The organism is Sphingomonas sp. H160509 (genome assembly GCF_024124765.2).
Classification (GTDB): Bacteria; Pseudomonadota; Alphaproteobacteria; order Sphingomonadales; family Sphingomonadaceae; genus Sphingomonas.
Genome location: NZ_JAMXSR020000002.1, coordinates 1,024,705 through 1,048,128 on the forward strand (window position 1 = coordinate 1,024,705; position 23,424 = coordinate 1,048,128).

A 23,424-nucleotide genomic window follows, 5' to 3' on the forward strand; every position below is an offset into this window, starting at 1 on the left:
GAGCCCGCTACACCAACCCCATGATCCGCAATGCCTTTCTAGCGCTCGCCGCAATTTCCTCACCCGTCATGGCGCAAACGCCTGCTCCCCCACCGGCCAAGCTGCTGACGTGGCCCGACCTGACCAAGCGGCCAAAACCGACGCCCGACGCGACTATCGGCTATGGCACCGACGAGATGCAGAAGGTCGACGTCTGGCTTCCTAAGGGCAAGGCCAAGGGGCCGTTCCCCGTGGTCGTGATGGTCCATGGCGGCTGCTGGACGGCGAGCATCGCCGATCGCAGCCTGATGAACTGGATCGCAGACGACCTCCGGAACACCGGTGTCGCAGTCTGGAACATCGACTATCGCGGTGTCGACCGCACCGGCGGCGGCTATCCCGGCACCTTTGCGGATGCTGCGACGGCGGCGGATCAGCTCAGGGTAAGCGCCAAGACGTTCAACCTGGACACGCGCCGCGTGCTCGCGATCGGTCACTCCGCCGGTGGTCACCTCGCGCTCTGGCTAGCCGCCCGCCCTAAGATCCCTGCGTCGAGCCCCCTCCGTACCGCGCATCCGCTCCGCATCCGCCATGTCATCAGCCTCGGCGGCCTGCCCGATCTCGAAGCCACCGCGACTAACGCCGACAATGGCTGCGGCACCGAAGTCGTCGCGAAACTAGTCGGCACGCCCACGCCGCAGCATCCGGACGTCTATGCCGACACCTCGGTCCCGCGCGTGCTGCCGCTCGGCGTGAAGCAGGACCTGATCAACGGCCGCGAAGACCGGATCATCCCCTTCGTCATGGCCACCGACTATGTCGCCAAGGCAACTGCGGCCGGCGACACCGCCACGCTCCACACCATCCCGGCGACCGGCCATGTCGAACTGATCGCGCCGGAAACGCCTGCATGGGCCGAGGCCAAACGCCTGATCCTGTCCTATTTCGGAAAGAGCCAGTGACACTCGAAGACGCCCGCGCACTCGACGCGACCGATCCGCTCGCCGCCTACCGCGACAAGTTCGCGCTCCCCGAGGACGTGATCTACCTCGACGGTAACTCGCTCGGTGCGCTGCCCAAGGCCACGCCCGCAGCGCTCGCCGATGTCGCCACCCGCCAATGGGGTAACCGCCTCATCCGGAGCTGGAACGAAGGCTGGATCGAGGCCCCCCAGCGGATCGGTGCGAAGATTGCTCCCCTGATCGGCGCTGCACCGGACGAGGTTATCATCGGCGACACCACCTCGACGCACCTCTTTAAGGCCTTGGTTGCAGGTCTTCGCAGCAACCCCGACCGCCACACCGTCATCAGCGAGGCCGGCAACTTCCCCACCGACCTGCACATCGCCGAGGGTGCAGTCGCCTGCGTCCCCGGCGCGCGGTTGAAGGTCGTCGCCCGCGAGAACCTTGCCGCCGCACTCGACGACGACACCGCGGTGCTGCTGCTCACCCACGTGCACTACAAGACCAGCGACCGCTTCGACATGGCCGCCTGGACTGCCCGCGCGCGAGATGCCGGCGCGTTGATGCTCTGGGACCTGAGCCACAGCGTCGGCGCGGTCCCGATCGACCTCAACGGCGCGAACGCCGACCTCGCCGTCGGGTGCACCTACAAATACCTCAACGGCGGCCCCGGCGCGCCCGCGTTCCTCTACGTCGCCAAGCGCTGGCAGGACGCGCTCGCCAGCCCGCTCTCCGGCTGGATGGGCCACGCCGCGCCCTTCGCGTTCGAGGACACCTACCGCCCCGCCCTCGGCATGAAGCGCTGGCTTGCCGGCACGCCTGCGATGCTCTCGACCGGTGCGCTGGAAACCGCGCTCGATCTCTGGGCTGGCATCGACCAGCACGCCGTCGCGAGCAAGAGCGCCCAACTGTTCGACATCCTCGCCGCCGCCGGCGACGCACTAGGCCTCGACTGCGTCAGCCCACGAGACCCCGCCAAACGCGGCAGCCACATCAGCTTCCGCCATCCGCACGCCTATGAAATCACTCAAGCGCTCATAGCCTGCGGCGTCATCGGTGACTTCCGCGATCCCGACATCCTCCGATTGGGCCTGACACCCTTGTACCTCAGCCATGAAGACGTCTGGCGCGCAGGCAAGATATTGCGGGATACGGTGGAGACCGAAAGCTGGCGCGACCCGGCATATTCACAACGGCTCGTCGTGACCTGAGCACGCTTGACGGCATATCCCAGTTAATCGATGGTGTTTCGATCGATCACGGGAGACTGTCCATGAAGTGGGTTGTTAGTGGCGCTATCGCGTTGTCCCTCGCCGGTTGCAGCAAGGCTCCGGAAAGTAGCGCCGGGGAGCCCGATATTGCCGGCAACTCGGTTGCCGGCGTGGCCTTCGACTATAGCTATGACCTAACGCTTCCCTCGTCCCGGATCTCGGATCTTCAGGAAGAGCATGCGCGGGCCTGCGAACGGCTCGGGGCAACACGCTGCCGTATAACGGGATTGCGCTACACGGTTGGGCAACAAGGCGACGTCAGCGCAAGCCTGTCGGTCAAGATTGCCGCCCCCCCTAGCGCGTGCCTTCGGCCGGGCCGGGGTGAAGCAGGCCGAGAGCGTCGGCGCGACGCTGACGGGGGGCCGATATCAGCGGCACCGATGTCGCCACGGCTGCCGCGGCGACCGCGACCGAACGGACCGACGTCGCTGCCGAACGCGCTCGGATCGACCGCGAACTGGCCCGTGTCGATCTGTCCCCGCGCGAACGTACCGAGCTCCGCCAGCAGCAGGCGGTCGCGCAGGGCCAAGCCACGGCAGCCGCCGCGACGGCATCCGAACAGCGCGAAAGTCTCGCCAATACGCCGATGTCGTTCGACTATACGACCGGCCGCGGGACTGGCCTGGTCGATCGGCTGCAGGACGCTGGCGACACTGCGCTCGGCTCGATCGGATTGACGGTCACGGCGCTGCTATGGGTATTGGCGGCACTCGGCCCGCCGCTGCTGGTGATCTTGCTGGTCTTCCTGGTCTGGCGACGCTGGATCCAGCGTTGGTGGACAGAGTTGATGGCCCGCATCGATCGTCGAACCAGCCGACCGCTCGCGACTGCCCACGACACGTCGTCCCCGCCCTTGCGATGACGTCGGGCAGTATTCCGGGGGCAGTCATGCGCCGCGATTGCACCCCCGCACCCTTCGCCTATAGGCGCGGCCTATTCCGGCCTCGGCTTCGCGGTACATAGCGCGTGGGCTGGGGCCGCTCGATTTTCATCGCTCGATTTCCAGGGGACCGCGCATGGCTCGCCGCCGCCAGATCTACGAAGGCAAGGCCAAGATCCTCTACGAGGGTCCCGGAGCCGGGCACGCTGATCCAGTATTTCAAGGACGACGCGACCGCGTTCAATGCCCAGAAAAAGGGTACGATCAACGGCAAGGGCGTGCTGAACAATCGGATTTCCGAGCACATCTTCACGCTGCTCGACCATATCGGTGTGCCGACGCACTTCATCCGCCGGCTCAACATGCGCGAGCAGCTGATCCGCCAGGTCGAGATCGTCCCGATCGAAGTCGTCGTGCGCAATGTCGCCGCGGGCTCGATCTCGACGCGCCTCGGGATCGAGGAGGGCACCAAGCTGCCCCGCACGATCATCGAATATTACTACAAGGACGATGCGCTCGGCGATCCGATGATCTCCGACGAACACATCGCCGCGTTCGGCTGGGCGAGCCAGGAGGAGATGCACGACATCGCCGACCTGGCGATCCGCGTGAACGATTTCCTGTGCGGGCTGTTCGCCGGCGTCGGCATCCGCCTGGTCGACTTCAAGCTCGAATTCGGCCGCATCTTCGACAACGACTTCGGTCGGATCATTCTCGCCGACGAGATCAGCCCCGATGGCTGCCGCCTGTGGGACATGGAAACCAACGAGAAGATGGACAAGGATCGCTTCCGTCGCGATCTCGGCGGCGAAGTCGAAGCGTATCAAGAGGTTGCACGCCGTCTTGGCCTGCTGCCCGAGGGAGCGGACAACGCCGTCCTCGACCTCGAAAAGCATCGCAAGAACCGGGGCAAGTAAATGAAACTCAAGGTTTTCGTGACATTGAAGCCCGGCGTGCTCGATCCGCAGGGCCGGGCGATCCACCACGCGCTCGGCAGCCTCGGCTTCGACGGCGTGCAAGACGTCCGCCAGGGCAAGCTGATCGAACTGGAAGTCGCCGACGATACCGACGACGACGAGACCATAGACGGCATGTGCCGCAAGCTGCTCGCCAACACGGTGATCGAGAACTACCGGGTCGAGCGCGCATGAAAACTGCGGTCATCGTCTTCCCCGGCTCCAATTGCGACCGCGACATCGCCGTCGCGCTGGAGGCGGTGACCGGCGTCAAGCCGCTCATGGTCTGGCACGGTGATGCGGACCTGCCGTCGGATGTCGGCCTGGTCGCGGTCCCCGGTGGGTTTTCGTATGGCGACTACCTACGCTCGGGCGCGATCGCGGCACGGTCGCCGATCATGCGCGCGGTCGTCGAGCAGGCTGGCAAGGGCTTGCCCGTGCTTGGTGTCTGCAACGGCTTCCAGGTGTTGACCGAGGCGGGGCTCCTGCCTGGCGCGCTGATGCGCAACGAAGGGCTGAACTTCGTCTGCCGCGACGTTGCGCTGACGGTCGAGACGGCGAGCTCGACGTTCACCTCGGGCTACTCAGCCGGTGAGCGCGTGTCCTTCCCGGTCGCGCATCATGACGGCAATTATTTCGCTAATACCGAGACACTCGACCGCCTCGAAGGTGAAGGCCGCGTAGCGTTCCGTTATGCGGAGAGCGTCAACGGTTCCGCGCGCAACATCGCGGGGCTGCTGAACGACAAGGGCAACGTGCTTGGCATGATGCCGCATCCGGAGCGTCGTATCGAAGCGGCGCACGGCGGCACGGATGGCCGGCGTTTGTTTGAGGGCCTGCTGGAAGCCGTCAGCGCTTAACCCTTGTTCCCCCGCGAAAGCGGGGGCCCAGGATACCACTCACATCGACTGTGACCCTGGGCCCCCGCGTGCGCGGGAGAACAGTCAAGGTCGAGGCGTCAAACTCGAGTCCGAAACGGCGAGAAGTCCGTCCCCCGGTCGTACACATCGACCCCCTCGCGCCGCTTCAGCCACCCCACCGCCATATACGTCAGCGGCGTCAGCAGCACCTCCCACGACACCTTCAGCAAGAACTGGCTGACCATCACCATCAGCATCGCCTCCACGGGCCAGTCCGGCGCGCCGTAGAAGGCGAGCGGGTAGAAGATCAGGCTGTCGAACGCCTGCCCCACCACGGTGCTGCCGATCGTCCGCGTCCACAGCATCCGCCCCTGCGTCCAGACCTTCATCCGCGCGAGCACGAAGCTGTTGGCGAACTCCCCCCACCCAGAACGCGCAGATCGACGCGAAGACGATCCGCGGCACTTGGCCGAACACGGACTCGTACGCAGCCTGCCCGGTCCATCCGGCATCGGGCGGCAGCGCAACGACGACCGCCGACATGAACACCATGAACAGCATCGCGCCGAACCCCGCCCAGATGCAGCGCCGCGCATACGCATAGCCGTAGACCTCGGTCAGGACGTCGCCGATCACATAGCTGACCGGAAAGAAGAGAATGCCCGCGCCGAACGGCCACGCGCCGATGAACGGCAGGTCGATCACCGCGCGCTTGCCCGCGCCGATCACGTTCGACAGCAGCAGGATCGTGACGAACGCCGCCATTACGAAGTCGAAATACCGAAACTGCACCCTACCGACTGCATTCGCGTCGACCGGTTCGAGCCCGGGCGCCTGATCCGTTCCAATTTCCATGCCCGGCGTTATGATCGAGGTTCCAAGCCTGCACAATCCGCGCTAGTCGTCGCCGCAGCGCGCGCCCGTAGCTCAGCTGGATAGAGCAAGGAGCTTCTACCTCCTCGGTCGGGGGGTTCGAACCCCTCCGGGCGCGCCAACTCGCAAGCCGCCCACGCCGCGCTTTAAGCAACCATGGGACCTTGCGGATGATTGCCAGGCTGGGCGCTATGATATCGATACCACGGTTTTGCAGCGCCTCTGAGGTTTTCTGTACGCAGTAATCGGCTGCCGAACACCGCCTTCTCATATTTTAATTGTGCGATTAATCGGTCGCGTTTACTTGAATCGTCGTTTCGTCTGGGACGGGTCACCGACGTGACGTCAGGATTGGGGACTTGACGCTGACGCTGCGCAGCATACGGTACCGCTAACAAAAACGGAGGGGATAACATCGTGGAGATCGCATTCACGTCGGCGGGGGCTTTGCCCGTCGACTGGGAACAGGCGGCGTTGCTCGGTCGTATCGACCTTGGCGACGGTCCTACGCCCGTGATCGTTCGCGGTGGCCGCGTGTATGACATGTCCGCCGTCGCACCCACAGTCGCCGATTTGATCGCGGATGGGAATTTCGATACCGATGCCGGCGCCGATCTTGGCGCCCTAGACGATTTGGGCCTCTCGCCGGAAGCAGGTGCTAGGACCCAATTGCTCAGCCCTATCGATCTGCAGGTCGTCAAGGCATCGGGTGTAACCTTCGCCGTATCCGCGCTCGAACGCGTGATCGAGGAACGTGCTCGCGGTGACGCCTCGGCCGCGACCGCTGTGCGCGCCCGTCTCGAAGAGCGCGTCGGCGGCAGCATCCGCTCGGTCGTCCCTGGCTCGCCCGAAGCCGCTGCGCTGAAGGCCGCGCTGATCGAGGACGGCATGTGGTCGCAATATCTCGAAGTCGCGATCGGCCCCGATGCTGAGATCTTCACCAAGGGTCCGACGTTGTCGACGATCGGCTGGGGTGGCGAGATCGGCATCCGCTCTGATTCCACTTGGAACAACCCCGAACCGGAAGTCGTGCTGGTCGTCGATCGCACCGGCAAGACGGTCGGCGCGGCGCTTGGCAACGACGTCAACCTGCGCGATTTCGAGGGGCGCTCGGCGCTCCTGCTCGGCAAGGCCAAGGACAATAACGCGTCGTGCTCGATCGGGCCGTTCATCCGGCTGTTCGACGAGAATTTCGGCATGGACGACGTCCGCGCCGCGCAGATCGCGCTGACGATCGAGGGCGCGGACGGCTACCGGCTCGACGGCAGCAGCTCGATGGACCAGATCAGCCGTGATCCCGAGGAACTCGTCCGTCAGGCGATGAGCGAGCATCAGTATCCCGACGGCTTCGTGTTGTTCCTCGGCACGTTGTTCGCACCGACGCAGGACCGCGACGAGCCCGGCCGCGGCTTCACGCATGCGGTCGGCGACGTCGTCACGATCTCGAACCCGAAGCTCGGCGCGTTGGTCAATCCGGTGACGACGTCGAAGGATGCGGCGCCGTGGAATTATGGAATCGGCGACCTGATGCGCAATCTCGCGAGCCGGGGGCTGCTCGGCCATACCAAGAATCAAGGGGCGTAAGCGCGTGTTGCAGAAGACCGAAATGGCCGACCAGACGGCGATCTATCCGAGCCTGAAGGGCAAGCGCGTCCTGATCACTGGCGGCGCGTCGGGGATCGGCGCCGGTCTGGTCGAGGCGTTCGCGCGTCAGGGGCGCATGTCGCGTTCGTCGACATGGCCAAGGACGCCGCGGAAGCGCTGATCGAGACGCTGACGCCCGACGTCGCGACCGCACCGATATTCCTGCCGCTCGACCTGCGTGACGTCGATGCGCTGAAGACGACCGTCGCGACGATCGAGGACCGGCTCGGCGGGATCGACGTGCTCATCAACAACGCCGCGAACGACGATCGCCACACGATCGAAGAGATCACGCCCGCCTATTGGGACGAGCGGATGGCGACCAATTTGCGCCATTTGTTCTTCGCAGGGCAGGCCGTGGTGCCGTCGATGAAGCGGGCCGGCGGCGGCGTGATCCTCAATTTCGGCTCGATCTCGTGGCATCTCGCGCTGCCCGAACTGCTGATCTACCAGACCGCCAAGGCAGGTATTGAGGGCATGACGCGCGCGATGGCGCGCGATCTCGGTGGCGACGGCATCCGCGTCAACACGATCGTCCCCGGCAACGTCGAGACGCCACGCCAGCTGAAATGGTACACGCCCGAGGGTGAGGCCGAGATCATTGCGGCGCAGTGCCTCAAGACCCGCGTCCAGCCCGCGGACGTCGCGGCGCTGGTGCTGTTCCTCGCGTCGGACGATGCGCGGATGTGCACCGGCCACGACTATTTCGTCGATGCCGGGTGGCGTTGAGATGAGCGGCGCGGTTCCCGTCGAAACGACTGCGGAAAGCATTTGTGACGTCGGCGCGACGCTCGGCGAGGGCCCGATCTGGATCGCGCGCGACGCAGCGCTCTGGTTCGTCGACATCAAATCGCCGTGCGTGCACCGGTTCGATCCGGCGACGGGAGCGCTCGACACCTGGAAGGCGCCAGACCAGATCGGCTGGATCATTCCGGCAGACGATGGCGGGTTTCTCGCCGGCGTCCGTGGCGCCCTCCACCGGTTCGATCCCGCCACCGGCGCGTTCGAGGAGATTGCGGTCGTCCATGCCGAGACTCCCGGCAATCGTCTCAACGATGCCGCGCGCGATCCCACCGGGCGCGTATGGTTCGGGACGATGGACAATGCCGAGTCCGAGGACACTGGCCACGTCTATCATTGGCATGACGGTGAACTGACCAAGACGGAGATCCCGCCCGTCGCGATCACCAATGGCCCCGCGATCTCGCCCGACGGCCGCACGCTGTATGCGGTCGACACGCTCGGCAAGCGGATCGACGCCTACCCGATCGGCGCGGACGGTAATGTCGGCGAGCCACGCCTTTTCCTGACGATCGGCCCCGACGATGGTCACCCCGACGGGGCGATCTGCGATTCCGAAGGTGGCGTCTGGGTCGGGTTCTTCGGCGGCTGGGCGGCACGCCGGTTCGCGCCGGACGGCACCTGCACCGACATTGTCCGCTTCCCCGTCGCGAACATCACCAAGATCGCGCTCGGCGGCCCCGACGGTCGCACCGCCTATGCGACGACCGCCGCGAAGGGCCTCGACGACGAAGCGCTCGCCGCCCAGCCGCTGGCCGGAAACCTGTTCACCTTCCGCGTCGCCATTCCCGGCGTCCCGGTCGAACCCGTCCCACTTTAGTGCACCCCATTTTACGACACCCCATTCACGATAAGCGTCGCCGTTAGAGCGCCGTCACGGAGAGGAAAACCAATGACTATAGCGGCAGAATCCGCGCCCCAAGTGAACCGAGCCCTGATTGCGATGATCGTCATCGTCGCGACCATCGGCGGGTTCATGTTCGGCTATGACTCGGGCGTCATCAACGGCACGCAGGCGGGGCTCGAGAGCACGTTCGCGCTGTCGTCGCTCGGCACCGGCTTCACCGTCGGCGCGATCCTGATCGGCTCGTCGGTCGGAGCGTTCATGGCCGGGCGGCTTGCCGACAATCTCGGTCGCCGCAACGTGATGATGATCGCCGCGGTGCTATTCATCGTCAGCGCACTCGCTGCGGGTGCGGCAACGTCGGCGACGATGTTCGTGCTCGCCCGCATCGTCGGCGGTCTCGGCATCGGCGCCGCCAGCGTGCTCGCGCCGGTCTACATCTCCGAAGTCGTCCCTGCGAACGTCCGCGGCCGGCTTTCGAGCGTGCAGCAGATCATGATCATCACCGGCCTGACCGGCGCGTTCGTCGCTAACTGGTATCTCGCCCGCATCGCCGGGTCCTCGACCGCGTTGTTCTGGCTCGACTATCCGGCATGGCGCTGGATGTTCTGGATGCAGGTCATACCCGCCGCGATCTATCTCGCGACGCTGTTCCTGATCCCCGAAAGCCCGCGCTTCCTGGTGCTCAAGGGACGCTACGACGAGGCGCAGGTCGTTCTCACGCGCCTGTTTGGTGCCGCCGAGGCGACGCGCAAGGTCGCCGAGATCCGCGGCTCGCTGTCAGTCGATGCGCATCGCCCCAAGCTGTCCGACCTGATCGACAAGGCGAGCGGCAAGATCCGCCCGATCGTCTGGACCGGCATCGGCCTCGCGATCTTCCAGCAGTTCGTCGGCATCAACATCGTGTTCTATTATGGCTCGGTGCTGTGGCAGTCGGTTGGCTTTAGCGAGAGCGACGCGCTGCTCATCAACATCCTGTCAGGCTCGCTGTCGATCATCGCCTGCCTGCTCACCGTCGCGCTGGTCGACAAGGTCGGGCGCAAGCCGCTCCTGCTGATCGGTTCGGCCGGCATGACCGTCGCGCTGGCGATCGTCGCGATCTGCTTCGCCAGCGGCGCGATCGTCGAGGGTTCGCTGCACCTGTCGGATCGCAACGGCTTGATCGCACTGATCGCCGCCAATGCGTATGTCGTGTTCTTCAACCTGAGCTGGGGCCCGATCATGTGGGTGATGCTTGGCGAGATGTTCCCGACGCAGATCCGTGGTTCGGGTTTGGCGGTCGCGGGCTTTGCGCAGTGGTTCGCCAACTTCGCGATCTCGGTGAGCTTCCCCACGATGGCGATCTCGCTCGGCCTGTCGCTCACCTACGGCTTCTACGCCCTGTCCGCGTTCGTCTCGTTCTTCTTCGTCTGGAAGATGGTTTCGGAAACCCGCGGCCGCGAGCTGGAAGATATGGTGGGGTGAAGCCGAGTACCGGACCGCGGCTTGGGTTGCGGTCCGGGTAGGTACGGGTCATCTCGGGGTTCGACTTAGCGTGGTCGTGTCAGACCGCCATTGTCCTTCCCACGATAGCACTATCCCGGCGGAGGCCGGGGCCCAGTTGGCGAGGCCGAGATAACGGCACGCCTTCCTCCGTTAGCAACGTCCCCCAACTGGGCCCCGGCCTTCGCCGGGGAGGTGCTTTTGAAGGACGACTTCGGTTCATAATACCGCGTTTTTTTAGCCGCTTAACCGCCTCCCTCGGTCACTCCAGCGGGCGCGCGAAACCATATTGGCTGACCCTTGCGCATTTATTGCAAAGGTCAGCCAGTATGCATTTTCGACGCTGAAGATGATCAGTCGCGTAAAGATGGGGGCGGGACACCGAGCCCCGCCCTCAGGCCTCACGCCTCAGTGATTATGCCGAGGCGTCTTCGCCGAAATTCCGCGATACTTCACCGCGAAATCGAGCACGCCGCCCTCGGCAAGCTGCCCGGTCTTCTCGCGGTATAGTTCCTCCCACGGCGTATTGCTCTCGGGTACCGGCGGCAGCCCCTCGCCCTTGCGTCGCGCGATCTCGTCGGGCTCGACCAGCGCATCGCACCTACCTGCAATCAAATCGATTCGTACTACATCGCCCGTCCGGATCCACGACAAGCCGCCGCCGACCGCGCTCTCGGGCGACACGTTCAGGATCGACGGACTGTCCGACGTCCCAGACTGCCGCCCGTCGCCAAGCGTCGGCAGCGCCAGCACGCCGCGCTGGATCAGCGCGTCGGGCGGCTGCATGTTGACGACTTCCGCCGAGCCCGGCCAACCGATCGGCCCCGCCCCGCGGATCACCAGGATGCAGCCCCTCGTCGATGTCGAGCGCAGGATCGTTGATCCGGTGGTGATAATCGTCTGAACCCTCGAACACGATCGCCCGCGCCTCGAACCGATCTTCCGCGCCTGGCGTCGAGAGATAGCGCGCGCGGAACGCCGGCGAGATCACCGAGGTCTTCATGATCCCGAAATCGAACAGATTGCCCTTCAGCACCAGGAAGCCGGCGCGCTCCATCATCGGCGCGTCGAACGGCTTGATCATCTCGCGATCGCGCGTCTCGCGGCCAGCGATGTTCTCGCCGATCGACCGCCCCGTGACGGTCAGGCAGCTCGTGTCGAGCTTACCGCCTGCGATCAGTTCGTGAAGCACCGCCGGCACACCGCCCGCCCGGTGGAAGCGCTCGCCGAGATACTTGCCCGCCGGCTGCATGTTGACCAGCAACGGCAGGTCATAGCCGTGATCCGACCAGTCCTCCGGATACAGCGTCACGCCGGCATGCTGCGCCATCGCCATGATGTGCGGCTGCGCGTTGCTCGACCCGCCGATCGCGCTGACCACGCGGATCGCGTTGAGGAAGCTGTCGCGCGTGAGGATCTTCGAGGGGCGCAAATCCTCATAGGCCATCTCGACGATCCGCCGTCCGGTCTCGTACGCCATCTGCCCGCGCTCGCGGTACGGCGCGGGAATCGCCGCGCAACCCGTCAACGACAGCCCGAGCGCCTCGGCGACCGCGTTCATCGTCGAGGCCGTGCCCATCGTGTTGCAATGCCCGGCGGACGGCGCACTGTCGGTGGCGCGGTTGAGGAATTCTTCCTCGTCGATCTCGCCCGCGGCCAGCTTGCGCCGGCTGCGCCAGATCACCGTTCCCGATCCGACCAGCTCGCCGTCATGCCAGCCGTCGAGCATCGGCCCGCCCGACAGCACGATGGCGGGGATATCGACGGTCGACGCGGCCATGATGCCCGACGGCGTGGTCTTGTCGCACCCGGTCGTGAGAACGACGGCATCGATCGGATAACCGTACAGCGTCTCGACCAGACCGAGATAGGCGAGGTTACGATCGAGCGCCGCAGTCGGCCGCCGGCAATTCTCGAAGATCGGATGGACCGGAAACTCCATCGTAATGCCGCCTGCGTCACGAATGCCGTCGCGCGTTCGCTTGGCGAGTTCCAGATGGATGCGGTTGCACGGCGAAAGGTCGCTGCCCGACTGCGCGATGCCGATGATCGGCCTTCCCGAGCGCAACTCCGCCGGGGTCAGCCCGTAATTCATGAAGCGTTCGAGATAGAGCGCGGTCATGTCCCGAGCGGGCGGGATCGGCGAACCAGTCGCGCGATCGGAACGGCTTCACCGGTACACGGTCCACTGCAAACTCTCCTGAACGCGGTCGATTATCTCATGGGAGCGCTACCGCGACGGTCGTCGGTCGGTCAAGCGCCAGTCGATGCTATGCGTGAACGCGCGATGGTGGTCGGCGGCGCGGCGCGGCATCTGACTGACGGCGCACCAGCGTATAATCGAGCACGACGTGGCCGTTCGCATCCTTGCCGCCGCTGCGACGATTGAAGATCGCCGAGACGAGCAGTTCGACCGCCGCGCGCGACATGTCGGCGATCGGCTGGTGGATCGTCGTCAGTTCGGGCCAGATCGTCGTCGCGAGCGCGCTGTCGTCGAACCCGCACACCGTCAGGTCGCCCGGTACGTCCAGACCGCGGCGATGCGCGACCGCGACGGTCGCCGCCGCCATGTCGTCGTTGCTGGCGAAGATCGCGGTGGGCGCATCCTTCGCGTCGAGCAATTGCTCGGCACCGTCGAGACCGGAGCGATAGGTAAACAGGCCGCCCACCACCAGCGACTCATCCGGCGCCAGACCGGCATCAGCGATCGCCGCGAGATACCCCTCGTGACGAAGCCGGCTCGCGGTCTGGTTCGGGTTGCCGATAATGAATCCGATTCGCGAATGACCAAGTTTAACAAGGTGTTCGGTCATCGCGCGGGCCGCTTCGAAATCGTCGATCGTGACCGCTGCCGATCCTTCCGGTGGGGAACCGGTCGCGACGACCACGGTCGGCACGCCGGCCTCCGTCAGCACGTCGAGCACCGCGCGCGAATCGCACAGCGGCGGCGGCAGGATGACGCCGTCGATCCCGCTTTCGATCATGTGCCGCGCAACCTCGATCTCATGGTCGCCGATGTCGCATTTCTCGACGATCAACTGCACGTCGCTGCGGCTCGCCTGTTCCAAGCTGCCGACCAGGAATTCGCTCAGATACGCCGCGCTCGGATTGCTGTAGAGTAGGCCGATCCGCATCTGCCCACCACCGGCCAGGCTGCGCGCGGCGCGGTTGGGCGCGTATCGGAGCGTATCGATCGCGACGTTGACGGCCTCGCGTGTCGCCTCCCTGACCTTCGCTTCCCCCGTTGATGACGCGCGAGACTGTCATCGGTGAGACGCCTGCGAGAACCGCGACGTCGGAAATGGTGGGTGCGCCGCTTCTGCGGCCCGAAGTGTTGCGCGGCTTGCGCGTGGCGAGGCTCATGCCCCGCTTTTTAGCAGGTGATTGCAATATTATCAGCATGTAATCTGAGTTACCGTGGTCGTATACTCAGAGAACATCGCGCCGTGGCCGTTCGCTCTTGCGTGTTATCGCTCCCAAGATTAGTCGGACAATCGGGTTTTGCCTTACCGGGCAGTAAGCACACAGGGGGACGGACGGGGAGTGTGCGTGCGATACGATCTGATCCGTACACTCTACCCCAAGCCATGGCCTCGGTGTCACATTGCCGTCCGCGACTGCTGCTACGCACTGGAACATGGTTCGCCTTCGCACCACATTGGAGCAGGTAGCCGAGAGTGATAGCGCGACCTTTGTGGCCTCGGCGCATCTTGGCCGACGATTTCCCGGCGCACCGCCGTTCCGGTCGGTGCGTCCCTCGATTTGATTTGGAGAACTGACATGGACGGTACCTTCCCGATCGGCGCGCGCGCCGTAGACAGCGACGTCACCTTCCTCGCGATCGACCCGTCGACCGATGCAAAGATCGAGCCCGCCTTTGCCGTTTCGAGCGAGGAAGACGTCGCGGAAGCCTGCAAGCTCGCCGAAGCAGCGTTCGATACTTTCCGCGAAACCGATCCCGAAACGCGTGCAAAATTCCTCGAGACGATCGCCGACGAGATCGAGGCGATCCACGAGCCGCTGGTCGCCCGTGCGATCCAGGAAAGCGGCCTGCCCCGCCCACGCCTCGAAGGCGAGCGCGGCCGTACCACCGGCCAGCTGCGCCTGTTCGCCAAGCATCTCCGCGCCGGCACCTGGGCCTCGGTCATCATCGACGAAGCACAGCCCGATCGTAAGCCCGCTCCCCGCGCGGACCTGCGCCAGCGCCGCATCGCGGTCGGCCCGGTCGCGGTGTTCGGTGCGTCGAACTTCCCGCTCGCCTTCTCGGTCGCGGGCGGCGACACCGCCTCCGCACTCGCCGCCGGTTGCCCGGTCGTGGTCAAGGGCCACCCCGCGCACCCCGGCACGTCGGTGATGGTCGGCAAGGCGATTCAGGCCGCGGTCGCCAAGTGCGGCCTGCCCGAAGGCGTTTTCTCGCTGGTCCAGGGTCCGGCGAACGAACTCGGTGCGGCGCTCGTCAAGGACGCGCGCATCAAGGCGGTCGGCTTCACCGGCTCGCGCGGCGGTGGCTTGGCCCTGGTGGCACTCGCCGCAGCCCGCCCCGAGCCGATCCCGGTCTATGCCGAAATGAGCAGCGTCAACCCGGTGATCCTGTTCCCCGCGGCCCTTGCGGCGCGCGGTGAAGCGCTTGGCAAGGCCTATGTCGGCTCGCTGACGATGGGCTCGGGCCAGTTCTGCACCAACCCCGGCATCGTTATCGCGGTCGACGGTCCTGACCTCGACACCTTCGTCGAAGCCGCCTCCGCTGCGCTTGGCGAGGCCGCGCCGCAGGTAATGCTGACCCCCGGCATCCACGCCAGCTACGACAAGGGCGTCGCCGCGCTTGCCGGTCACGACGCGGTCGAGACGCTCGCTCGCGGCACCGAAGCCGAAGGCGCAAACCGCGGTCGTGCGGCGTTGTTCTCGACCACCGGGAAGGCGTTCGTTGCCGACGCTGCGCTGTCGCATGAAGTGTTCGGGGCTGCCTCGATCATCGTCCGCTGCGCCGACCTCGCCGAGGTCCGTCAGGTTCTCGAACAGGTCGAGGGTCAGCTGACGATCACCCTGCAGATCGACGAAGGTGATTATGCCGACGCTGCGACGCTGGTGCCGGTGCTTGAGCGGAAGGCCGGTCGCATTCTCGCGAACGGCTGGCCGACCGGCGTCGAGGTTGCTCCTGCGATGGTGCATGGCGGGCCTTTCCCCGCGACGTCGGACCCGCGCACGACTTCGGTCGGTACCGCGGCGATCGAGCGCTTCCTGCGCCCGGTCTGCTACCAGGACCTGCCGGATGCGTTGCTGCCGAAGGCGGTCAAGCACGACAACCCGCTGGGCTTGCCACGCACTGAGGGCTGATCGACTCGAGAGTACGAGGGGAGGTGGCGCCATCGCAGGGCGGCCCCCCTCTTCCTTGTTCTCCCGCGAAGGCGGGAGCCCAGTCTGAGTCCCCGCCTTCGCGGGGAAACAGGGTTGAGTTCGGCTACCCCTCACCGGCACCACCCCGGCGAAGGCCGGGGCCCAATTGGGTGAAGTTGTCAATTTAGCGTCACCCTTCGTTACTGCGACCTTTCCAATTGGGCCCCGGCCTTCGCCGGGGTGGTATGAGGGAGGGGCAGAGCTTCCCAAACACCCCTAATCATTGACACGCGCGCGCCGCATACCCACTAGTCCGGCATGACAACGCCTGACTCGTCGCGCACCATTTCCCTGCCCGCAGACCTCGGCAGCTATATCGACGAATTGACCGGCGGAGGGCATGGCGACGCCGCCGCCATCGTCCGCACCGCGCTCCAACAGATGCGCGACCGCGACGCTGCCTCGGCCGCACCAGCGGAAATCCTGATCGGCGGCGGCGAATGCGGGATGCTCGTCCGCCAGCGCGATTGGAGCGCGACCTCGCTCGGCCCGATCGACTCGTGGCCCGCCGAACTCCGCGTCACGCTCGCCAACATCCTCAACTCGCCCGTCGCCAAGGTCGTGATGTGGGGGCCCGAGCACATCATGCTCTACAACGACAGCTACCGCGCCGTCGCAGGAGACCGCCACCCCGCCGCACTTGGCAGCCCGGTCGCGACCGCGTTCCCCGAGGTGTGGGACTGGAACCGCGCGGTCCTCGAAGCAGGCTTCCGCGGCGAGACCGTCGCCTACCGTGACCAGCCGATCCTGTTCCAGCGCCCCGAAGGCCTCGAGACGCTAACGCTCGACCTGTTCTATACGCCCGTCTATTGCGCCGGTGGCACAGTCGGCGGCGTCCTGTGCACGATGGTCGACAATAGCGGCCGCGTCGAAGCCGAGCACCGCCTCGCCGCCAGCGAAGCCGAGTTGCGCCGTGTCACCGACGCCGTGCCGATGCTGATCTCGTACATCGACCGCGATCACGTCTACCGCCTCGCCAACGCGCAATATGACGAATGGCTCGGCGTCGCGCCCGAAACGATGATCGGCAAGTCCGTTCGCGACGTGCTCGGCGACGCGGTTTACCAGGATCGCCGCCCGTCGTTCGAGCGTGCGCTCGCCGGCGAGAGCTTCATCGCGCAGACCGTTTTCCCGCACCGCGACGGCCGTCCGCGCCGCTCTGAATTCCGCTATGTTCCGCATGTCCAGGCGGACGGCGCGGTCGCCGGTATCTACGTGCTCGGCATCGACGTCGAGGACCGTGCCGAACGCGAGGCCGCACTCGGCATCAGCAACGGCCGCTTCCGCACCGCGATGGACGCGGTCCACGGCGTGCTCTGGACCAACAGCCCGGACGGCCGGATGATTGGCGAGCAACCCGGCTGGGCCACGCTCACCGGCCAGTCGATCGACGAATACCAGAATTTCGGCTGGGCCGACGCGATCCACCCCGACGACGTCGCATCGACGATCAAGGCGTGGACCGCCGCGGTCCTGAACAAGTCGATGTTCGTGTTCGAACACCGCGTCCGCCGCCATTGCGGGGCATGGCGCACGTTCGCGGTCCGGAGCCTGCCGATCCTCGACTCAGGCGGCGAAGTCATCGAATGGGTCGGCGTCCACACCGACATCACGCATCAGCGCGCCGCCGAGGCCGCCTTGCGCGAACAGGCCGAAGCGCTTGCCCGTCAGGTCCGCCACCGCGAGCGCGCCGAGGATCAGCTCCGCCAGCTCAACGAGACGCTGGAGGCGCGCGTCATCGCCGAGATCGGCGAGCGCCGCGAGGCCGAAGCCAAGCTGGCGCAATCGCAGAAGATGGAGACCGTCGGCAAGCTCACCGGCGGCGTCGCGCACGACTTCAACAATCTGCTCCAGGTCGTCTCGGGCAATCTCCAGCTGCTCGGCAAGAACCTCGCCGGCAACGAGCGTGCGGAGCGCTGGGTCGCCAACGCGATGGCTGGCGTCACACGCGGCTCGAAGCTCGCGTCGCAGTTGCTTGCGTTCGGACGTCGCCAGGCGCTCGAGCCCAAGGTCGTCAACGTCACGCGGTTCGTGCGCGGGATGGACGACATGCTGCGCCGCGCGATCGGCGAAGGCGTCGAGATCGAGACGGTGGTCGGCGGTGGCCTCTGGAACACGTTCATCGACCCCGCGCAGATCGAGAACGCACTCCTGAACCTCGCGATCAACGCGCGCGACGCAATGGAGGGCCAGGGCAAGCTCACCATCGAACTCGGCAACGCGCATCTCGACGATGCCTATGCCCGCAGCCACGAGGAGGTCGAAGCCGGGCAATACGTCCTGCTCGCGGTGTCCGACACCGGCAGCGGCATGAGCCCGGAAATCATCGAGAAGGTGTTCGAACCGTTCTTCTCGACCAAGAGCGAAGGCAAGGGGGTCGGGTCTCGGCCTGTCGATGGTCTACGGCTTCGTCAAACAGTCCGGCGGCCACGTGAAGATTTATTCTGAGGTCGGCGAAGGCACCACGATCAAGCTCTATCTGCCGCGCGCGATGGAGAGCGAGGATTTCGAGGTCGTCGCCGATGCAGGGCCAATCTGCGGCGGCACGGAGACGGTGCTGGTGGTCGAGGATGACGACGAGGTCCGCACCACCGTGGTCGAGCTGCTGACCGACCTCGGCTACAGCGTGCTGAAGTCGGTCGACGCGGCCAGCGCGCTCAACGTGGTCGAGAGCGGCGTGCCGATCGACATCCTGTTTACTGACGTGGTGATGCCCGGAACGTTGAAAAGCCCCGAACTCGCGCGCAAGGCGAAGGAACGGCTGCCCAATCTCGTGGTGCTGTTCACATCGGGCTATACCGAGAACTCGATCGTGCACGGCGGCAAGCTCGATGCCGGCGTCGACCTGTTGTCGAAGCCGTATTCGCGCGAGGCGCTGGCACGGAAATTTCGCGAAGTGCTGGCCAATCGGCAGCGCGGCGACTCGCCTGCTGCCAAGGTCGCGCGCGATGCGCGGATCGAGGCGGAGCGACGGCTGGACGCGTCGGCACGGCGCACCGTCCTGTTGGTCGAGGACGACGAGATGATCCGCGCGAACACTGCCGAGATGCTGCAAGGGGAGTGGCTTCGTGGTGGTCGACGCGGCGAGCGCGGAGGACGCGATGACTGCGCTTCAGACCGTGCCGATCGACGCGCTGGTGACCGACATCAACCTCCCCGGCGTGTCGGGACCGGACTTCGCCCGCACCGCGCGCGCGCTGCGACCGGGTGTGGGGATTGTGTTCGCGAGCGGCGATACCGCGTCGGTCGAGGGCGATACGGACGCGATCATGCTGGGGAAGCCGTACGGGCTCGACGCGCTGACGGCGGCGGTGCTGGCATCGCTGGGGGAGACGGCGCTGGTGGAACCGCTCGCGGCGGACCGGGTGGACTCGGCGGAGTAAAGCCGGTCGGCGTGACTTACGCGCCAGCCTAACGATCCTCCCCCGCAAGGGGGAGGTGGCGGGCACTTGCCTGACGGAGGGGGAGGCAGGTGCACCGATGTTGCGTGTTCCTCCCCTCCGTCACTTTCGGCGACACCTCCTCCTGGCGGGGGAGGATCGTGAGACGGACGATCGGTCTGCATCCCCCCGTCTTGAGCCGTTGGCAGCCTCAATGGTGGAGTGGGTCGAACCACACCAACTAACCACCCCCGGCGAAGGCCGGGGCCCAGTTGGGGAACGTTACCAACTGAGGTGGTGCGTAGTTACGCTGACCGTTTCGATCGGCTATTCCGCTGGAAATAGCTTCACATTTCTACACCCGGGTCTTGCGCCAAACAGGCGCCGCGGCAAAGCCGCGTCGTCGGACGGGGCTCTTGGCCCCGCCGGCCGGGCGTGATGCGGTCGCGGCGGAGCTTGCGCTCCGCCTGCTGCATCACGCCGCAAATTGATTCATCGTATTATGCGCGCCCCCCCGCCTTCAGAGCCGCCTCACCCGCGAAATACTCTTTATGGTCATCGCCAAGATCGGAGCCCGACATGTTCTGGTGCTTCACGCAGGCAATGCCCTCACGGATTTCCTTGCGCTGGACGCCCTTCACATAACCAAGCATCCCCGCGTCGCCAAAATACTCTTTCGCGAGATTGTCGGTCGAAAGCGCCGCCGTGTGATACGTCGGCAGCGTGATCAAATGGTGGAAGATGCCCGCGCGTTTGGCCGAATCCGCTTGGAAGGTGCGGATACGTTCGTCAGCTTCGTCGGCCAAAGCCGTGCCATCGTAATCGACGCTCATCAGCCGCGCGCGCTCATAGGCGGAGACGTCCTCACCCGCAGCCGACCACGCATTGAACACCTGCTGGCGGAAGTTCAGCGTCCAGTTGAAGCTCGGCGAGTTATTATAGACGAGCTTTGCGTTCGGCACGACCTCGCGGATGCGATCCACCATGCCGGCGATCTGCTCGATATGCGGCTTCTCGGTCTCGATCCACAGCAGGTCCGCGCCGTTCTGTAGCGACGCGATGCAGTCCATAACGCAGCGATCCTCGCCGGTCCCCGCGCGGAACTGGAACAGGTTCGAGGGCAGGCGCTTGGGACGGAGCAGCTTGCCGTCCCGGTTGAGGATGACGTCGCCGTTCTGCGCGGTCGCCGGGTCGATCTCCTCGCAATCGAGGTACGAGTTATACTGGTCGCCCAAGTCGCCCACTTCCTTGCTGACCGCGATCTGCTTGGTCAGGCCGGCGCCGAGCGAGTCGGTGCGCGTGACGATGATGCCGTCCTCGACGCCGAGTTCGAGAAACGCGTAGCGGCAGGCGCGGACCTTGGCCAAGAAGTCCTCGTGCGGCACGGTGACCTTGCCGTCCTGATGGCCGCACTGCTTCTCGTCGCTGACCTGGTTCTCGATCTGGAGCGCGCAGGCCCCCCGCCTCGATCATCTTCCGCGCGAGCAGATACGTCGCCTCCGCGTTGCCGAAGCCCGCGTCGATGTCGGCGATGATCGGCACGACGTGCGTCTGGTGGTTCTCGATCGCGTTGAGCAGGCGCTGTTCCTCGATCGCGTTCCCCGCGGCGCGCGCGGCATCGACGTCGCGGAACATCATGCCGAGTTCGCGCGCGTCGGCCTGGCGGAGGAAGGTGTAGAGTTCCTCGATCAACGCGGGGACACTGGTCTTCTCGTGCATCGACTGGTCAGGCAAGGGGCCGAACTCGCTCCGCATCGCCGCGACCATCCAACCGGAGAGGTAGAGATAGCGGCGGTCGGTGGTGCCGAAATGCTTCTTGATGCTGATCATCTTCTGCTGCGCGATGAACCCGTGCCAGCAACCGAGCGACTGCGTGTAGTTCGCCGGATCTGCGTCATAGGCTGCCATGTCCTTGCGCATGATCGCCGCGGTATAGCGCGCGATGTCGAGACCCGTGGTGAACCGGTTCTGCAACCGCATCCGCGCGACGGACTCGGGCGAGATCGCGTCCCACGTGCCGTTTTGGTCGGCGATGAGGTTGGTCAACTGGGCAATGTGCGTCTGGTAGGTCACGGGCGATCCTCGTCTGCTGCGATGATCGACGTGTAGGTATATTTACATGATTAAGTGGCCAAATTGCCCCGAGATTGGCGTGCGCGTGTAACGAACGCCGCTTCCCGAATGTGACGATGTAAACTTTGTGACACTGGGCGGATTTTGCGCGGGGCCGAATGTCCTGATCGATATCAAGTCTTGCAAATTCAAGACCAAGGCGGCGGAACATAGGACTTCGGACACTGTTGGAAGGACTTCGCAGCCAGGAGACGGTGATGACTGAAAGCGATCCAAGAGATGACGCCCCACTAAGCACGTCCAAGCGAAGCGACGCCGTAGCGGACGCTACGCGCGACCTTGCGGACGGCAAGGGCAGCAGCATCGTTGCCCGTGCGGTTACGATCAATCGCCCGGTCGGCGAACTGTTCGCCTATTTCCGCGATTTCGCGAACCTTCCGACCTTCATGGAGAATGTCGAGCGTATCGACGTCCTCGGCCAGCGCCGCTCGCATTGGGTGGTCAAGGGTCCGGCGGGCAAATCCTATGAATGGACGTCGGCGATTACCGACGAAGCGCAGGACAGCTTCATCGCATGGTCGTCGGAGGATGGCGCGGATGTGCCTAACAGCGGCCGCGTCGAGTTTCGGGATGCGGGCGCGCGCGGCACGGTGGTCGTTGCGACCATCCTGTACGATCCGCCGGGTGGCGTGATCGGCAAGTTGATCGCCAAGATGTTCCAGCGCGAGCCTGCGATCCAGGCGCGCCGGGACCTACGCCGTTTCAAGCAGTTGATGGAAACCGGCGAGATCGCGACTGCCGCGATGAACCGCAAGCAGCATGAAGAGGAACTCGCCTAATGCGCGCTCTGGCATGGCACGGTAAGCACGACGTTCGCGTTGATACGGTCGACGATCCCGAAATCGTCAACCAGCGTGACTGCATCATCAAGGTCACTGCGACTGCGATCTGCGGCTCCGACCTGCATTTGTACGACGGCTATATCCCGACGATGCAGGCCGGCGACATCCTCGGCCACGAATTCATGGGCGAAGTCGTCGAGGTCGGCGCCAAGTCGACGCTGAAGAAGGGCCAGAAGGTCGTCGTCCCGTTCACGATCGCCTGCGGCAGTTGCTACCATTGCGGCAAGCACCAGTATTCGGCGTGCGACAACGGCCTCCCCTGCCGACAACCAGGACATCGCGCAGGAGATTTACGGTCAACCCATGTCCGGGTTGTTCGGCTATAGTCACATGACGGGCGGCTATGCCGGCGGCCAGGCGGAATATGTCCGCGTGCCGTTCAGCGACGTCGGCCCGATCGTCATTCCCGACGGCGTCGACGACGAGAAGGTGCTGTTCCTCTCCGATATCCTGCCGACCGGCTGGATGGCGGCGGAGAATGCGCAGATCGAACCCGGCGACACGGTCGCGGTCTGGGGTTGCGGTCCGGTCGGGCTGTTCGCGGTGCAGTCGGCGTTCCTGATGGGCGCCGAACGAGTCATCGCGATCGACCACTTCCCCCACCGACTGGAGCTTGCCAAGAAGTTCGGCGCCCAGACGATCAACTACGAGGAAAGCGCGGTCTACGAGGCGCTGATGGTGATGACCGGCGGCATCGGTCCCGACGCCGTCATCGACAGCGTCGGGCTGGAGGCACACGGCTTCTTCGTCGACAACGTCGTCGATCAGATCAAGGCGTCGACATTTCTCGGCACCGATCGGACGCATTCGATCCGCCAGGCGATCATCGCGTGTCGCAAGGGTGGGCGGGTGTCGATGCCGGCGGTGTACGGCGGGTTCGTCGACAAGTTCCCGCTCGGCGCCTTCATGGAGAAGGGGCTGACGCTCAAGACCGGCCAGACGCATGTCCAGCATTACATGCCCGCGCTGCTCAACGCGATCATGGAGGGCAAGATCGACACCACCTTCCTGATCTCGCACCGCATGGACCTGGAGGACGCCCCCAAGGGCTACGACATGTTCAAGAACAACCAGAACGAAGTGACGAAGGTCGTGCTCAAGCCCGGCTTCAACTGAGGATGAC

13 protein-coding genes, 1 tRNA gene and 7 pseudogenes are annotated in these 23,424 nt (G+C 65.1%); 16 read left to right on the forward strand and 5 right to left on the reverse strand.

Features of this window, described 5'->3' with window-relative positions; all coding sequences use genetic code 11:
• Positions 1-20 precede the first annotated feature (20 nt).
• A complete protein-coding gene (locus NHF48_RS06570) occupies positions 21-941 on the forward strand; it encodes an alpha/beta hydrolase family protein (RefSeq protein WP_263816776.1) in 921 nt (306 codons plus the stop codon).
• Complete coding sequence (gene kynU / locus NHF48_RS06575) at positions 938-2,152, forward strand: kynureninase (RefSeq protein ID WP_253070615.1); 1,215 nt, start codon at positions 938-940, stop codon at positions 2,150-2,152. Before NHF48_RS06570 ends, kynU begins: the two co-directional genes overlap by 4 nt.
• Before the next feature lie 292 nt (positions 2,153-2,444).
• On the opposite strand, the gene NHF48_RS06580 is transcribed toward kynU, so the two are convergent.
• Positions 2,445-2,741, reverse strand: coding sequence for a hypothetical protein (locus tag NHF48_RS06580; protein WP_253070616.1), 297 nt, complete (start codon positions 2,739-2,741; stop codon positions 2,445-2,447).
• A 57-nt stretch (positions 2,742-2,798) separates the two neighbouring features.
• On the opposite strand from NHF48_RS06580, the gene NHF48_RS06585 reads away from it, so the two are divergent.
• From NHF48_RS06585 to purQ, 4 genes and pseudogenes are all read left to right on the forward strand, one after another.
• Complete coding sequence (locus NHF48_RS06585) at positions 2,799-3,074, forward strand: hypothetical protein (protein WP_253070617.1); 276 nt, start codon at positions 2,799-2,801, stop codon at positions 3,072-3,074.
• 154 nt (positions 3,075-3,228) lie between these two features.
• Positions 3,229-4,009: pseudogene (purC, locus tag NHF48_RS06590) on the forward strand (phosphoribosylaminoimidazolesuccinocarboxamide synthase).
• Positions 4,010-4,243, forward strand: coding sequence for a phosphoribosylformylglycinamidine synthase subunit PurS (purS, locus tag NHF48_RS06595; RefSeq protein WP_253070618.1), 234 nt, complete (start codon positions 4,010-4,012; stop codon positions 4,241-4,243).
• Positions 4,240-4,908: a phosphoribosylformylglycinamidine synthase subunit PurQ gene (purQ, locus tag NHF48_RS06600; protein ID WP_253070619.1), complete on the forward strand. Its 669-nt coding sequence runs from the start codon at positions 4,240-4,242 to the stop codon at positions 4,906-4,908. Before purS ends, purQ begins: the two co-directional genes overlap by 4 nt.
• 98 nt (positions 4,909-5,006) lie before the next feature.
• On the opposite strand, the pseudogene NHF48_RS06605 reads toward purQ, so the two are convergent.
• Positions 5,007-5,763, reverse strand: a pseudogene (locus NHF48_RS06605) (queuosine precursor transporter).
• 61 nt (positions 5,764-5,824) lie between these two features.
• On the opposite strand from NHF48_RS06605, the gene NHF48_RS06610 reads away from it, so the two are divergent.
• The 5 genes and pseudogenes from NHF48_RS06610 (at position 5,825) to NHF48_RS06630 (ending at position 10,534) form a co-directional block, all read left to right on the forward strand.
• A tRNA-Arg gene (locus NHF48_RS06610) sits at positions 5,825-5,902 on the forward strand.
• Between the two features lie 293 nt (positions 5,903-6,195).
• A complete protein-coding gene (locus tag NHF48_RS06615; protein WP_446741203.1) occupies positions 6,196-7,365 on the forward strand; it encodes a fumarylacetoacetate hydrolase family protein in 1,170 nt (389 codons plus the stop codon).
• Between the two features lie 22 nt (positions 7,366-7,387).
• A pseudogene (locus NHF48_RS06620) lies at positions 7,388-8,154 on the forward strand (SDR family NAD(P)-dependent oxidoreductase).
• A 1-nt stretch (position 8,155) separates the two neighbouring features.
• Positions 8,156-9,046 (forward strand): SMP-30/gluconolactonase/LRE family protein, encoded by an 891-nt coding sequence (locus NHF48_RS06625; RefSeq protein ID WP_253070621.1) that lies wholly within the window; start codon positions 8,156-8,158, stop codon positions 9,044-9,046.
• A 72-nt stretch (positions 9,047-9,118) separates the two neighbouring features.
• Positions 9,119-10,534, forward strand: a complete 1,416-nt coding sequence (locus NHF48_RS06630) for a sugar porter family MFS transporter (RefSeq protein ID WP_082452776.1) — start codon at positions 9,119-9,121, stop codon at positions 10,532-10,534.
• Positions 10,535-10,960: 426 nt separating this feature from the next.
• Here NHF48_RS06630 and NHF48_RS06635 read toward each other — a convergent pair.
• Positions 10,961-12,741: pseudogene (locus NHF48_RS06635) on the reverse strand (IlvD/Edd family dehydratase).
• Positions 12,742-12,822: 81 nt separating this feature from the next.
• Positions 12,823-13,915 (reverse strand): annotated as a pseudogene (locus NHF48_RS06640) (LacI family DNA-binding transcriptional regulator).
• Positions 13,916-14,332: 417 nt separating this feature from the next.
• On the opposite strand from NHF48_RS06640, the gene NHF48_RS06645 reads away from it, so the two are divergent.
• From NHF48_RS06645 to NHF48_RS25820, 3 genes are all read left to right on the forward strand, one after another.
• Positions 14,333-15,886: an aldehyde dehydrogenase (NADP(+)) gene (locus tag NHF48_RS06645; RefSeq protein ID WP_253070622.1), complete on the forward strand. Its 1,554-nt coding sequence runs from the start codon at positions 14,333-14,335 to the stop codon at positions 15,884-15,886.
• A 318-nt stretch (positions 15,887-16,204) separates the two neighbouring features.
• Positions 16,205-18,394, forward strand: coding sequence for a PAS domain-containing protein (locus NHF48_RS06650; RefSeq protein WP_253070623.1), 2,190 nt, complete (start codon positions 16,205-16,207; stop codon positions 18,392-18,394).
• A complete protein-coding gene (locus NHF48_RS25820; protein ID WP_446741118.1) occupies positions 18,342-19,361 on the forward strand; it encodes a response regulator in 1,020 nt (339 codons plus the stop codon). Before NHF48_RS06650 ends, NHF48_RS25820 begins: the two co-directional genes overlap by 53 nt.
• Positions 19,362-19,801: 440 nt before the next feature.
• Here the strand turns inward: NHF48_RS25820 and NHF48_RS06665 are convergent.
• Positions 19,802-21,399, reverse strand: a pseudogene (locus NHF48_RS06665) (isocitrate lyase).
• A 257-nt stretch (positions 21,400-21,656) separates the two neighbouring features.
• Between NHF48_RS06665 and NHF48_RS06670 the strand changes: the two are divergent.
• Both NHF48_RS06670 and NHF48_RS06675 read left to right on the forward strand, forming a co-directional pair.
• Positions 21,657-22,238 (forward strand): SRPBCC family protein, encoded by a 582-nt coding sequence (locus NHF48_RS06670; protein WP_253070624.1) that lies wholly within the window; start codon positions 21,657-21,659, stop codon positions 22,236-22,238.
• Positions 22,238-23,417 (forward strand): annotated as a pseudogene (locus NHF48_RS06675) (zinc-dependent alcohol dehydrogenase). Before NHF48_RS06670 ends, NHF48_RS06675 begins: the two are co-directional and overlap by 1 nt.
• The last annotated feature ends 7 nt before the right edge of the window (positions 23,418-23,424 follow it).